We start from the raw sequence: 13,861 nt of genomic DNA, 5'->3' as shown, positions 1-13,861 counted from the left end.
ACCAGGCCGCCGGACCGAGGTTCGAGAGAGCGCAATTGCCGATCGCTAGAAGGAGTAGACCTTTATGAACCGTGGGATGCAGACAATCATGCTGTTGACGGGAGTCGTCAGTATAGCCGGGTGCGCGGCAACCTCCAAACCAGCCAGCGCGGTGTTGCCTGCGCCAAGCGGGACGGATCAAGCCGCTGCTCGGCACAACGAGGAAGGCATCCAGACGTACGGCGAGAGGCAATGGGACAAGGCCAAACGGCAGTTCGACGCTGCCATTGAGGTTGCACCGACCTTTGCCGAGGCCCATTACAACCTCGGCATGGTCCTGTACCGGATGGGAGCGTTGCGGGAAGGAGATGCACATTTTATGACGGCTGCCGACTTGGCTCCAGGGAACACCGTCATTTGGGATTCACCGCCGCTCCGCAACGTGACGGTTCCGGACAAAGCATCGACAGTCCCAGGGTCGTCTGATGGCCATGGCCATTAGAATTCGCAAGTCCTGGTGCGATCCCGCGATGCGCTGCAGAGTAAGCCGCGCTTTGAAGAAGACTGGTGGGCCACAACGAAGGAGCTCTCGTGCATAGCAACTTAGAAAGCAGATCTGTGCAGCAAAAGAATCTGCGACGCGTCTTGCTGCTCACCGGGGTGTTTATGGTCGTCGAAGTGATCGCCGGCCTCTTCACGGGAAGTTTGGCGTTGTTGGCCGACGCCGGTCACATGCTGACGGATGTGGCGGCGTTGAGCCTGAGTGCCTTTGCCCTGTGGATGGCTGGGAAACCATCGACTCCTGAAAATACCTATGGCTACCATCGCGCGGAGATTCTCGCTGCAGTTGTCAATGCCGTGGTGCTGCTGCTCCTTGCGACGTGGATTCTCTATGAGGCCTATGACCGCTTCGGAGAGCCAAGTCAGGTATTGGGCCTTCCGATGCTACTGGTCGGACTGGTGGGGTTGGCGGTGAATCTTGCCAGTCTGAAGCTGCTCGACGGCCATGCTGACGAGAGTGTGAACGTGCGCAGCGCCTATCTTGAAGTGATGAGTGATGCGATCAGTTCCCTCGGCGTCATGCTCGGTGGCGCGATTATTTGGACCACCGGATGGGTGCTCATCGATCCACTCCTCAGTGTGGGGATCAGCCTCTTCATTGCCTGGCGCACGTGGGCGCTCCTTTCCCAAGCCGTTCATGTCCTCATGGAAGGAGTCCCAACCGGTGTGGATGCACGGGAGGTCGGGCGGGCAATGGCCGGCGTCCCGGGCGTGAAGGGGGTACACGACCTCCATATCTGGACGATCACGACCGGTCTGGATGCGCTCAGTTCCCATGTTGTCGTCTCGGTTAGGGAGGATCAAGATGCGGTCCTGCAACGCCTGCAACAACTGTTGGCAGAGCAGTTTGGGATTGAACATGTCACGTTGCAGATTGTGGAGCAAGGTTCGGATCGGATTCGTATCGATTCTCAGTCTTCTCGCAATGTGATTGAATGAATCCAGCTCTCAGGCATAGCGAGCACGACGCGGAGAACCCGGCCTCGTTCTGAAGATATCCCTGAGTGCGCAACGTGTGGAAGTTGTTTCACCTAGGAGGACATTGCGATGGCGTTGCTCGTCTCAATCGGACTGTTTATCGTCGCCGGACTCTGCGAAATAGGCGGCGGCTATCTCGTATGGTTGTGGCTCCGCGAGGGGAAACCGATCGGCTACGCACTTGCGGGTGCGCTCATCTTAGTCCTCTACGGCATCATTCCAACGTTTCAGCCGGCCCATTTCGGCCGCGTCTATGCCGCCTATGGAGGCATGTTCATCGTGTTGTCGCTGCTCTGGGGCTGGGGTTTCGATGGCACAAGGCCAGACCGGCTCGATGCGGTCGGAGCGATGATTTGCCTGGTTGGCATGGGAGTGATCATGTACGGGCCACGTTCGTGAACGACGACGTTGCTGTGTCGGCGTCTCGCGATGTCAGCAGCCGCCCGTACTCAAGCCAATTGCTCTCGGTGCTTGGGCTGACGGTCTGGTGAAACGCCGAGCCGCGAACGGGCTGGTATCGAACACCCCCGGGTCCAAGAGATCGCCGCCTCGAAACCGACTTCTATCAGTGAGGTGGCAACATGAGGGGCAATTGTCGTGATGTTCCTGCATTGGTCATGGTCACGCTGCTGATGGCCCTCGCTTCTACCGCGATCAGTGGCTGCATCGAGACACCTTCGTCTCGCCTCGCCACTGCCAAGCAGGCGCTACTTGGCAAGTCGGAGTCAGCGATCCTGGCCTGCGCCGGTGCACCGCGAATGGTCTCATCGCAGCATGGTCTGAGAGTGTTGAGCTACTACAAGGGGGGAGGAGTGCTCGAACAGTCCTTCCCTGGAAGCAAAAGCGGTCGTCCGGAAGGCGTGCGGCACGCCTGTTTGGCGATCGTGACAATGGAGAACGATCGGGTTACAGAGGTGCAGTACCAGATCATGCCGGAGTCAACAACCGGCCATGAGCATTGCGAAGAGCTGTTTCAGTACTGCAGGCCCTAACCCCGAGTCTATCCACGACCAGATGTCATTTCGTCAAATCCTCGACACGCTTTCTGAGTATACAAAAAGCCTCGTCAAAGGCCGCCTTAATCTCGGCGTCAGATCCGGTCGCTTTGGCTGGATCAGGCGTACTCCAATGCAGCTTTGTTGGCTTCCCTGGAAATAATGGACAGCTTTCACCAGCGGCCTGATCGCACACGGTAATCACGAGATCAAAAGGTTGATCGCCTAATTCATTCCACGATTTGCTATGCGGCTGACCCGGATCAATCCCATGCCGCTTAAGGGTTTCGATGGATTTGGGATGCACATACCCCGTTGGATGGCTCCCTGCGCTCCAGGCTTGGTAGCGTCCACGGCGGAGATCGTTGATCAACGCTTCCGCCATGACCGAACGGCAGGAATTTCCCGTGCAGAGCACCAACACCTTGATAATCTTGGTTTCCATTAGTCGCAACACCCAGCAGTTTTCTCAGATGGCTCACAGCAATTGGGCGTTCCCATGGTGTCTGGCGTGCAGCAGGCACCCTCCAACGATTCGGTTTGCCCAGAGAAGAGTTGAACATCCTCCATTGTTCGATAGGTCTCCCATGCGATACCTGACGGATCTTGAATCCATGACTTCTCCGATCGGGCATAACAGCAGACCGTCTCCCCTTCATCGGTTAGGGGCACATCTTTCGCCTTGAGGCGTTCCCGCACCTCTGCCAGCTCCGTGTCTTCGTCAACCTGGATACCGAGGTGGTCAACGCCCTTCTTGGCACGCGTCGAGATCGCGAAATTAACGTGCGGGTCATCTAGTAGCCATTTGGCATAGTCTGGTTTCGTTTTCATGGGAGCGACCCCAAACAATGCCGTATAGAAGCGGATGGATTCGTCAAGGTTGTCGACCCCGATGTGAAGGTGCATACGTTTCATGAGGTTTGTCTCCTTCTGAGTAGTGTTGAAAGTTTCTGCCTACTTTTTACTCCGTCCAAACAGTAACAAGCTCATGAGAGTCAAGGAGATGGTAGTCCCGAACGCGATGAGAAAGAACGCATTGATCCCAGTAACCACGAGTAAATAAATCGAGTACGCTGCGCCAGCCATTTGAGCAATACCCAAGAAAAGCCGAAGAAGCGCCATTGTTGTGATCGCTCTCACTGTGTCTCTCCATGAACCGAACGAGAAGGCTGTGCACCATGATAAAGGCGCTCGTCTCGTGATCTTCCCTCCGTGCCAACAGTCAACACGAGTGACACTGGGAACACACCAGACAAAGCAGACCGCGGAGTAATAGCAACAACATGACAAAAACTAGGACATACGCAATCCAGTCACGAAACACTTCCCAGAAGGAGACCGGCCTCGCCCATGTGCCCCATTCAGGACTCCAATTCTCCCAAAGGAACACCACTAGGAGAAGAAGGAACGTGATCCCGCTTACAATCAGGACCAAGATGCCATAATCCGACTCCATCCCCATCGCCACCTCAATGCATCTTCAGACTTGGCGGCTGTCGAACAGTGGCATCATGTCCGTCATCTGGAGACTCAGTGGCGTAAATTCAAAAGGTGATTCGTCACATAGGCGATTCCAGCAGCCGCCGGAAGCGTCAAGACCCAGGCATAGAGAATTCGAATCGTGACACCCCATCGCACAGCCGACAATCGCTGCACCGCGCCTACACCCATGATCGAAGAGGTAATGGTGTGGGTGGTGCTTACTGGCAATCCAAAATGGGCTGTCGCGAGCAAGATGGCTGCCGAACTCGTCTCCGCCGCAAACCCGTGGACCGGCTCCAATTTGACGATGCGCATGCCCATGGTTCGGATAATGCGCCATCCACCAATCGCCGTGCCCAGTCCCATCGACAGCGCGCAGGCCAGAATCACCCAGTTTGGAATTTCAACACGGTCCAAAAATCCACCGGACACGAGCGCCAGGGTGATAATCCCCATGACCTTTTGGGCATCATTCGATCCGTGACTGAATGCCATGAGGCCAGCGGAGATGACCTGTATCCGACGAAACAGTTTATTCGCTACACCACGCGTGACCCGGAACATGGCCCAGTAAATAGCCACAATCATGAGGTAGCCGAGGACAAATCCGAGAATCGGCGAGAAGAGCAGCGCTTCCAGAACCGTTCTCAACCCCGCGAACTTGACTGCGGCCATACCGCCTTGAGAAAGCGCCGCGCCAACGAGCCCACCGAGTAGGGCATGAGACGAACTCGTGGGAAGACCGAGAAAAAGGGTCACTATATTCCACGCAATCGCGCCCACCAACGCGGCGGCGACCGTGCTATGGGTAATGACAGAAGCCTCGACGATCCCTCCCCCGACCATTTTTGCGACCGCCGTCGACATAAACGCGCCGGCGACATTCAAGATGGCTGCCATCAGGACGGCGCGACCTGGGGACAAGACCCGGGTAGAGACAACCGTCGCGACGGCATTGGCGGCATCATGCCAGCCATTCGAAAAATCGAACACGAGAGCCAAGACCACGACGAAGATCAGCATGAGGAACGATTCATTCATCTGCTTACCGCCGAAGGTTGCGCGGCTCCAAGTCTCGTTTCCGGAAACCAATGCCGAGTTCGATTACACACATGACACACTGAGAGCATGACCGGAACTTCGACTAACACCCCGACGACGGTAGCCAACGCGGCACCTGATTCGGGACCAAACAACGCAATAGCCGTGGCCACAGCGAGTTCAAAGAAGTTACTCGCGCCAATCAGGGCTCCTGGCGCGGCCACGGCATAGGGCACCTTCAACCACTTCATCAACCCATAGGCGAGAGAGGCATTGAGATAGACTTGAAGAAGAATCGGGATCGCGATGAGCAGGACGTGGAGGGGTTTGCCCAGAATATTGTCTGCTTGAAAGGCAAAAATCAGAACTAAGGTCACGAGTAGCGCGGCAATGGTGATAGGAGCAAACCGGGGCAAGAGCGTGTCTTCAAACCATTGCTTCCCTCTCTGCTGGATGAACCACTGTCGGATCAGGACTCCCAATACCAACGGAATTACAATAAAGCCTATGACCGAATAGATGAGCACCGCGAACGGGACAGTGAGAGACGACGCGCCACTGACCAGGAAGCCGACGATCGGAGCAAATAACACCAGCATAATCAAATCGTTCACGGAAACTTGGACCAGGGTATAGGCAGGGTCACCATCAGTGAGATAGCTCCAGACAAAGACCATCGCGGTACAAGGGGCGGCAGCAAGGATGATGGCTCCGGCGATGTATTGGTCCGCTTCGGCAGGAGTTATCCAGACTGAAAAAATGAATCGAAAAAAGACCCAGGCCAAGAGGGCCATAGAGAATGGTTTCACGACCCAATTGATAAACAGGGTGACCAGTAAGCCTTGAGGACGCTGGCCGACCTTCGCCACGGCGCGAAAATCAACTTTCATCATCATGGGAGTGATCATCAGCCAGATCAGAACGGCCATGGGAAAATTCACATGACTGTCCTGACCGAATTCCATCTCTCGCATCGCCTGAATGACCCCAGGCGCTGATTTTCCCAGCACCACACCCCCGACCATACAGAGCCCCACCCAGACGGTGAGATACCGTTCGAAGAGATTGAGCTTTTTGTCTGTCGGAAGCGTCTGCTGCTCGATGGTTCCAACGGTTTCCATATGTTATTCCATAAAATCAATAAATGTTGATGAATGAAGGCAAAAAAAGTCAGGGGCAACACCCTCGCTTAGCAGCGCGGTAAGATGAAGCTTTGAGCGAATTCACCACATCCTGCAAATCTTCAACCGCATCGGCATTGAGCGAGTAATACACCCATCGTCCTTCAGGTCGGGCCAGGATTAAGCCCGCCTCTTTCAGCACTCGGAGGTGAAAGGAGAGTCGTGACTGCCCCGTCTTAAACACCTCTGTAAGATCGCACACACATTGCTCGCCTTCTTTTAAATGCTCGAGAATCTGTAATCGCGTCTCCTCGGACAGTGCATGAAAAATGCGAGCGACGGTCGGGAGACTTTTGCGTGTGCTCGTGGCCATGGAGCTATGATATAGCAACAAAAGTTGATGTGTCAACGACCCTACCAGATGACTAAATAGTGCTCCTCGCCGGTGCCATTCGGTGTTTATGCCGGATAATCTCTAATCACACCAGATTATGATCGGAACTCTGTGTTCTGAGATCGTGCACCAATCTTTCAAGTATTCATGGAGGAGAGATGAACATCCTACATTCTGTCTGTCTGTTTCTCGGGGCGGGTCTCTGCGAGATCGGCGGCGGTTATCTTGTCTGGCAATGGTGGAGAAACGGAGCCCACCTAGGAGTGGGCTTGATCGGAGGAGCTATTCTGATCTTCTACGGCATCATCCCAACGTATCAGGTGGCGAGCTTTGGCCGTGTCTACGCAGCGTACGGCGGATGGTTCGTGGTCCTCTCAATTCTATGGGGATGGGGAATCGACCATATCGCTCCCGATAAGTATGATGTGGCAGGTGGTCTTATCTGTCTTCTCGGTGTTGCCGTCATTATGCATGCACCACGGTGATGCTCCCGTCGCGGCGTTGAAGGAATCCAAATGCTGAAGCAGAAGGTGCCCGTCTTTGCATGCGGAACAGTTATTGGAACACTGGGTGGTTTGATTGGTTTAGGTGGGGCTGAGTTTAGATTGCCATTCCTCATTCACTATTTCCGCTTCGCGCCATTAGAGTCCGTCATTCTGAACAAGGCAATCAGTCTGGTAGTTGTTGCATCCGCGTTCCTGTTCCGAGGTTGGATCATTCCGTTCGGTTCGATTGCGGACGCCTGGCCTATCGTTACAAACCTTTTAGCTGGCAGCCTCGTTGGTGCCTGGGTTGGAGCAGGTGTCACGACTCGCCTCGATTCTACAACTCTTCGCCGCACTATTGCTGTAATGCTGGTTGGAATCGCATGTGTCCTGCTATTCGCTCATTCCCCCTCGCTATCTGTCGTTTCAACATCAATCGGGTTAGCGCAAGCCATCGCGGGTGTAGTCCTAGGCTTCCTCATCGGAATCGTGGCTTCAATTCTGGGTGTTGCAGGCGGTGAGTTACTAATTCCTACGTTTGTCCTACTGTTTGATGTGGATATCAAGTTAGCGGGCAGTCTCTCACTAGCCGTCAGTTTGCCGACCATGCTGACCGCGCTCACCCGCTATAGTCGGTCCCAGAGTTTTCCTGTGATTGGCAAGAATCGAGGATTTGTGCTCGCAATGGTCGTTGGTTCCCTCACAGGCACCTTCATTGGAGCGAAACTGTTGGGGATTGTTCCCCCGTCAGTTTTATTACCGGCCCTTGCTGCGATTCTCGTTATTTCCGCAATAAAAATATGGGGTCATCCGAGATAAGCACTTGGTGATGAGGCGAGAGGTACCGTATCGTGCTGTGTCGGGTTGGGCCTCAAGGCGAGCTAATTTGTGCATGCTAACACTTGCCTAAGAACTACAAGTGCCACCAAGCTGTAATGCAAACCGAAGCGTCTGATTTGGATACAGACCGGGGACGCTATCTTTACCAATGACAGAGGCTATTTCTTCTAATGTATGGTGAATCTCATCTCACTGGGCATATTCGCTATGTTGACGTCGAACGGAGTGGCGGTTTACACTCCAGGCGGCTACAGACTTGGTCATCGGTGATGGAGTTCACCGAGAACCGCCGACCCTGACACCCCATGCTCGGCTGATAACTCCTACCAGCGCCTTAGGCGGTAGGAGTGTTTTTTGGGCCGATCTCACACATCTTCATCCACTGACTCACTGTACTACCCTCAGTATCAGTGGACCTCGGTGCTCGGCGATATCTTTGCGCACCTCAGCTTCCTGTTGAAACTGGAACGTCCGCTCTTAGGAATCATTGCCTCCTATGCGGTCGCCATCGGATTCTTCCTGCTCTGTGTTCCCATTGCCGTCCAGGAACTCGTCAGCACGTTCTCGTTCGCTATGGAACCACGGATGATCTTTACCCTGACGCTGTTCGTCGCCAGTTCCCTCACCGGCGTGGCCGCATTCCGTGTGCTGCAGGCGCGCGCGGTGGAAACACTGCAACAACGGATCTACACGCGCATCGCCCTGGGATTTACACGGCTCCTCCCTCGCCTGCGCGACGATACCTTTGCCCCGCAGCAAGCCCATCGATTCATGGAAGCCGACCTGCTGACCCGCGCGCTGGTCGCCATGGTGGCGGATCTCTTCAACGTGGCTGTCGTCGGCACCATCGGGGTGACGATGCTGATCCTGTTTCACCCCTTCTTCGTCCTGTACATTCTGGTGCTGATCCTGGGCTTTGTGGGACTGCTGACGATCTTCGGGCGCGGCGGCTTCGTCATCACCCTGGAGATGTCCCGGCTGCACTACCAGATTTTCGGCTGGATTCAGAACATCGCGCACAACCTCCCGCATCTGCGAGCCGCCGGCGACAGCCCCTATCTGCTGGAGCGAACCGATGCGCTGACTCAGACCTATGTCCGGATTCGCCAGCGCCGGTCGAACACCCTCACCGGGCGCCAGTACAAGGCGGCGGCTCTCTGGCAAGTCGTCGGTCACAGCGGACTGATCATTACCGCCGGGCTGCTCGTGGTCGAGGGACAATTGACTGTGGGTCAGTTCGCCGCCGCCGAACTCTTGGTGGGCAATCTCCTGCTGAACATGGATACCCTCGCTCGGCGCATGGTCGCCATGTTTTTTGCCTTCGTCTCGTGCCGTGAGATGGCCGCCGTGTTCTCCCTGCCCACGGAAGAAGAACGCGCCAAGGAAGAGGTGCCGGCGGCGGAGTTCGGTTCGTCCGGCATCCGCCTGACCTGTCGCAACCTCTCCTGCACTGAAGCAGATGGCACGCCGATCTTTCAGAATGTTTCCCTGGACGTCGCACCCGGAGAAAAGATTGCGGTCCTCTGCAGTACCAACAGGGCCAAAACTGCCCTGGCCAAGATTCTGGCTGGCCTCCACCCGCCGACGACGGGATATGCCCGTTACAACGACATGAATTTAGTCGAGGTGAAGCGGGAATCGATTAGCCGGGTTCGCGGGCTGGTCCTGGATTCCCATCCCACCCTGCTGGACGGCACCCTGGAAGACAACATCACGCTGGGCCGCCCCACCATCGACTACCAGGATCTCCAATGGGCGTTGCGTTTCGTGGAACTCGATGGCGATATCGATGCATTGCCACACGGGTTGAACACACCCGTCTCCAGCCTGGATACCCACCTGTCCATGAGCCAGATTCTCCGTCTTCTCGTGGCCCGCGCGATCGTCACGCGCCCGCAACTGTTGATCTTCGATGGCACCCTCCACAATATGTTGCCCGCGACACGGGAAGTGCTGCTTCGCCGGCTCTGCGCGAAAGACGAGCCCTGGTCGGTCGTCTTCATTTCCAACGATCCGACCTTCTCCTCGCATGTCGACCGACGGGTGATTTTGGCATAACCTTTTTTCGAGGTGGCAATGTCGTTAACCTGGGAAACAGCAGCGATTTGGATGGCAATGGCACTGCTCGCTTCACTCATCTCGGTGCGAATCGGAATTTCCGTGGCCTTGGTGGAAATCTGCGTAGGAATCATCGGCGGGAACGTGCTGGCGATTCAGCCTACGCCATGGATCGCATCATTGGCCGGTTTCGGCAGCGTCGTCCTGACATTTCTCGCCGGTGCCGAAATCGATCTCGCGGTCATGAAGAACAAATGGAAGGAAACAATCGGCATCGGACTCGCGTCATTTTTTATACCCTGTCTGAGCGTCATGGCCTTCGCGTATTGGGTGATAGGCTGGTCTCTTCAGGCATCGCAGGTAGCGGGCATCGCGCTCTGCGCCACCTCTGTCGCCGTCGTGTATACCGTGCTGGTGGAGCGGGGCCATAACGAGATCGAACTCGGGAAGATTATCCTGGCCGCCTGCTTCGTCACCGATCTCGGATCTGTGGTTGCACTGGGGCTGCTCTTCGCGCGATATGACTGGTGGCTGATCGTGTTCCTGGTCGTGACGGCGGTCACACTGTGGCAGCTGCCCGGCGTAGCCGGATGGTTATTCGACAAGGTCGGACATCGCATCAGCGAACCAGGGTTGAAGTTCGTCCTGGTGATTCTTTTCACCCTCGGCGCCCTGGCGAGCGCGGCGCAAAGCGAAGCCGTGCTCCCCGCATACCTGGTTGGCCTCGTGCTGGCCCCGTTGTTTCTTGCCAACAAAACATTGGCGCACCGTTTGCGCGCGATTGCCCTAACGGTTCTCACACCGTTTTACTTTCTCAAGGCGGGCGTTCTGGTCAGCCTGAAGGCCGTGCTGGCTGCGACGGCTCTGATTGGTTTGTTCTTCGCCGTGAACACGTCGGCTAAGTTGATTAGTGTGTGGCCGCTCACCAGGCTGTTTCGCTTCCGTCCGAAGGAGGGCATGTATACGACGTTGTTGATGGCGACTGGGTTAACGTTCGGCACCATCTCGTCCCTCTTTGGTCTTGAGCACGACCTGATCACTGGGGAACAATACGCCAGTCTCGTCACGGTCGTGATTCTCACGGCGATCATCCCGACGGTTATTGCCGAACGGTGGTTCGATCCGGGCGGAAGGCCACGCGAGGAGTCTTGGGTCCAACCCTCTGCCGCTCCGCCCGCAACGGAGGTAGTCCCGAGCACCCTGACATCTCAGGTGGGCCCCTAACCCCGCCCGATCCAAACGGTAGGAGGACTCATGGGAACCGAATCACTCTGGTTAGTCGCCACTCTTTGGATCGGACTGGCGTTGATTGCCAGTCTCATCTCACTCCGTTTCGGCCTCTCCGTCGCATTGGTTGAAATTGTCGTCGGGACAGCGGGCGGCAATCTGTTGACCTTGCGCTCCACGGCCTGGATCGACTTTTTGGCCGCCGCTGGCAGCGTCCTCTTGACCTTTCTCGCCGGGGCTGAACTGGATCTCGACACCGTGCGGACCAGATGGAAAGAAACCTTCAGCATCGGGCTGGCCTCCTTCCTCACCCCGTTTCTCGGAGCGATGGGGGCGGCCTATTGGATCGCGGGCTGGTCGCTTCAAGCCTCCGAAATCGCCGGCATCGCACTCTCGACCACGTCCGTCGCCGTCGTGTACGCCGTGATGCTGGAACGGGGGTATAACCGGACCGATCTTGGCAAAGTCATCCTGGCCGCCTGCTTTGTCACGGATCTCGGAACAGTGCTCGCGCTCGGACTCCTCTTCGCGCGGTATGACTGGTGGTTGCTGGCTTTTGTGTTGGCCATGAGTGTGCTGCTCTGGCAATTGCCTTCCGTTGCCCGGCGGTTTTTCGCAGCGGTCGGGACTCGCCTCAGCGAACCGGACCTGAAATTCATCCTCGTCATCCTCTGCGGCATGGGGGCCCTTGCGACGCTCGCGCAGAGCGAAGCGGTGCTTCCTGCCTATCTGCTCGGTATGGCTTTGGCGCCCCTCTGTCTCAGCTATCCCACCGTGATTCATCGGATGCGGGTGATCGCATTTTCGATTCTGACTCCCTTCTATTTCCTGAAAGCAGGAACGCTGGTAGATGCTCATGCCGTTCTCGGCGCCTGGCTGTTGATCGTCCTCCTGCTCGGGGTCAAGATCGCCACAAAATTTGTGGGTGTCTGGCCGTTAGCCCATGCGTTTCGATTCGGGAAACGTGAGGGGCTCTATACGACGCTATTGATGTCCACCGGCCTGACGTTCGGAACGATCTCGGCGCTCTACGGACTGACACACGGAGTGATCAACCAGGAGCAATATGCGGTCCTGGTGGCCGTCGTCATCTTGAGCGCCATCGTCCCCACCGTCATCGCCGAGCGTTGGTTCGACCCTGGCCTAACGCCGACTGAAGAGGGCTTCAACGGGACTGCCAAAACTCAGCCCACCTCGCTGTCCCAAGAAATGCCGATCGTCTGACCAACCATGAAGGAGGCTGCCAATGTATCGAACAATTCTCGTGGCCAATGACGGGTCTTCCGGAGCTAGGGGTGCTTTGCTCGCCGCAATCGACATGGCGAAACGCGATGAGGCAGATTTGCACCAGATTTGCGTGGAAGAACATCTCCCGCACTATGCTGCACTGATGGGAGAAGTGATCGAGGCCAAAGAGGAAGCCAAGGAATTTTTCCAAAAAGTGATTGCCGAAGCCAATGCGGCAGCCGCCGCTCAGGATGTCCGGCTCACATCGCATGTCATTCCGGGACACGCCGTGGAAACGATCGTCACATATGCGAAAGACCACGACTTCGATTTGCTCGTCATAGGCTTCACAGGGCATTCGAACATCTACGGACGCATTTGGGGTGGCACATCGCAAAATCTTATACGACTCGCGCCCTGCAGCGTGCTTGTTGTGAAATAAGCAGCGGTGATGAGGAGGCGTAGCAAGGGATCCAGGCTCGGGAGATTGTGGATTTTCGAGGCTACCTTAAAGAGTAACGAGGACGCTTGATAATAGATCGTGGACGCGATCAGGCTACAGGCCGGAACGAGATGTCGCCATCGCGCTGGATTCGGCCGCCACCATAAACCAAGGCCGAAGATCCGTCCATTGGTGACCTCGTGGTGGCGATGTGGATGGTCAGATCAAGCCCCGGTCGGCCTACCGCTCTTGTCCCTCTGTAGTCGTCTCTCTCTGATACCACGCCCTGCACCACGCGAAGCCGCTCATTGAGGGAAAGCAACGTGGATTCGTTTACAGAGGCCAATCGGTTGTATGCACCTTATTGACACCGCTTTAATGGGGTTGTATGAATCAAAGCATGCGATAGATCGGTGATGGAGTTCACCGCGAAGCGCCGCTCGTCTGAAGACGAAGCGACTGATAACTCCTACGGCGAGACCCGCTGTAGGAGTTTTTTTTATCCCAGAGCGAAGGCTGACCAGGAACGTTCACCTCCGACGAAAGTGAGGAGCTTATGAACGGGACAGAGAGCTGGGAAGATGAAGGTATCAGTGGTACAGAGCGAATCATGGCCATACTGGCGGGAATGTTACTGGGTTGGATCCTGCTGTGGCACGTGGATTTGTCAGTTTTGCGTCCGCGCACCGGTGTAGCTTCTGCCGCTGATTCTTTGACCGTTGACTCATTGCCGAATGATGCGAGGCAGTTTCGATTCCAGGTGGAAAAGATTATCGGCAAGGTGGATGCCCTGATCGAGCAATTACGAGATAAGCCCAATAGTCGAGCGACCATCCTGGATTTGGTTCAGACTCGAGATGACATCCTACGGGAAGTCCCGAAATTAGACTCGGCACCGGGAGATGCCAAATGGAGTCAGAAAGAGATGCGCGAGAGCGTTCAGGACAAGCTGAGGCTGCTGAAGGGGCAATACGACAAAGCTACCGGGTCAGAGGGCTAGTCTCCGAGCTTAAGACGTTCACAGGAGAGTC

Annotated in this window: 16 protein-coding genes and 2 riboswitches; of the genes, 11 read left to right on the top strand and 5 right to left on the bottom strand. The window is 55.9% G+C overall.

From position 1 onward, the window contains the following. Positions 1–64: 64 nt before the first annotated feature. From KJA79_RS16370 to KJA79_RS16355, 4 genes are all read left to right on the top strand, one after another. Positions 65–481 carry a tetratricopeptide repeat protein gene (locus KJA79_RS16370; RefSeq protein ID WP_213043136.1) on the top strand — a complete coding sequence of 139 codons (417 nt, stop codon included), beginning with the start codon at positions 65–67 and terminating at the stop codon, positions 479–481. Between the two features lie 89 nt (positions 482–570). Then, entirely contained in the window at positions 571–1,479 is a 909-nt protein-coding gene (locus KJA79_RS16365) for a cation diffusion facilitator family transporter (protein WP_213043135.1), read from the top strand. A 108-nt stretch (positions 1,480–1,587) separates the two neighbouring features. Beyond that, entirely contained in the window at positions 1,588–1,917 is a 330-nt protein-coding gene (locus KJA79_RS16360) for a YnfA family protein (RefSeq protein ID WP_281412696.1), read from the top strand. A gap of 182 nt (positions 1,918–2,099) precedes the next feature. Next, the gene (locus KJA79_RS16355) at positions 2,100–2,510 is read left to right on the top strand and encodes a hypothetical protein (RefSeq protein WP_213043134.1); all 411 of its coding nucleotides are present in this window, start codon (positions 2,100–2,102) and stop codon (positions 2,508–2,510) included. Between the two features lie 25 nt (positions 2,511–2,535). On the opposite strand, the gene KJA79_RS16350 is transcribed toward KJA79_RS16355, so the two are convergent. The 5 genes from KJA79_RS16350 to KJA79_RS16330 all read right to left on the bottom strand — a co-directional run bounded on the left by KJA79_RS16350 (position 2,536) and on the right by KJA79_RS16330 (position 6,530). Then, a complete protein-coding gene (locus tag KJA79_RS16350; RefSeq protein ID WP_213043133.1) occupies positions 2,536–2,958 on the bottom strand; it encodes an arsenate reductase ArsC in 423 nt (140 codons plus the stop codon). Then, complete coding sequence (locus KJA79_RS16345) at positions 2,958–3,428, bottom strand: ArsI/CadI family heavy metal resistance metalloenzyme (RefSeq protein WP_213043132.1); 471 nt, start codon at positions 3,426–3,428, stop codon at positions 2,958–2,960. Before KJA79_RS16345 ends, KJA79_RS16350 begins: the two co-directional genes overlap by 1 nt. 615 nt (positions 3,429–4,043) lie before the next feature. Beyond that, the gene (locus KJA79_RS16340) at positions 4,044–5,018 is read right to left on the bottom strand and encodes an inorganic phosphate transporter (protein ID WP_246507731.1); all 975 of its coding nucleotides are present in this window, start codon (positions 5,016–5,018) and stop codon (positions 4,044–4,046) included. Positions 5,019–5,032: 14 nt separating this feature from the next. Further along, positions 5,033–6,157, bottom strand: coding sequence for an ACR3 family arsenite efflux transporter (gene arsB, locus KJA79_RS16335; RefSeq protein ID WP_213043130.1), 1,125 nt, complete (start codon positions 6,155–6,157; stop codon positions 5,033–5,035). 49 nt (positions 6,158–6,206) lie between these two features. After that, entirely contained in the window at positions 6,207–6,530 is a 324-nt protein-coding gene (locus tag KJA79_RS16330; protein WP_213043129.1) for an ArsR/SmtB family transcription factor, read from the bottom strand. Positions 6,531–6,709: 179 nt separating this feature from the next. Here KJA79_RS16330 and KJA79_RS16325 point away from each other — a divergent pair, with 179 nt between their 5' ends. From KJA79_RS16325 to KJA79_RS16295, 7 genes are all read left to right on the top strand, one after another. Next, entirely contained in the window at positions 6,710–7,036 is a 327-nt protein-coding gene (locus KJA79_RS16325; RefSeq protein WP_281412695.1) for a YnfA family protein, read from the top strand. 30 nt (positions 7,037–7,066) lie between these two features. After that, positions 7,067–7,855: a sulfite exporter TauE/SafE family protein gene (locus tag KJA79_RS16320; RefSeq protein ID WP_213043128.1), complete on the top strand. Its 789-nt coding sequence runs from the start codon at positions 7,067–7,069 to the stop codon at positions 7,853–7,855. Between the two features lie 277 nt (positions 7,856–8,132). After that, positions 8,133–8,209, top strand: a riboswitch (Fluoride riboswitch). Between the two features lie 21 nt (positions 8,210–8,230). Then, positions 8,231–9,934 (top strand): ATP-binding cassette domain-containing protein, encoded by a 1,704-nt coding sequence (locus tag KJA79_RS16315; RefSeq protein ID WP_246507729.1) that lies wholly within the window; start codon positions 8,231–8,233, stop codon positions 9,932–9,934. Positions 9,935–9,952: 18 nt separating this feature from the next. Further along, on the top strand, positions 9,953–11,158 hold the full coding sequence (locus tag KJA79_RS16310) for a cation:proton antiporter (RefSeq protein ID WP_343224269.1): 1,206 nt from the start codon (positions 9,953–9,955) through the stop codon (positions 11,156–11,158). Positions 11,159–11,188: 30 nt separating this feature from the next. Next, positions 11,189–12,385, top strand: a complete 1,197-nt coding sequence (locus tag KJA79_RS16305) for a cation:proton antiporter (RefSeq protein WP_213043126.1) — start codon at positions 11,189–11,191, stop codon at positions 12,383–12,385. Positions 12,386–12,407: 22 nt separating this feature from the next. Further along, entirely contained in the window at positions 12,408–12,830 is a 423-nt protein-coding gene (locus KJA79_RS16300) for a universal stress protein (RefSeq protein ID WP_213043125.1), read from the top strand. A gap of 403 nt (positions 12,831–13,233) precedes the next feature. Further along, positions 13,234–13,309: riboswitch (Fluoride riboswitch) on the top strand. A gap of 77 nt (positions 13,310–13,386) precedes the next feature. Continuing rightward, on the top strand, positions 13,387–13,830 hold the full coding sequence (locus tag KJA79_RS16295) for a hypothetical protein (RefSeq protein ID WP_213043124.1): 444 nt from the start codon (positions 13,387–13,389) through the stop codon (positions 13,828–13,830). Positions 13,831–13,861: the final 31 nt, after the last annotated feature.

Source organism: Nitrospira defluvii (assembly GCF_905220995.1).
Lineage (GTDB): Bacteria > Nitrospirota > Nitrospiria > Nitrospirales > Nitrospiraceae > Nitrospira_A > Nitrospira_A defluvii_C.
Note: the sequence above shows the minus strand (reverse complement) of the source record. Positions and strands in the feature narration are given on the sequence as shown.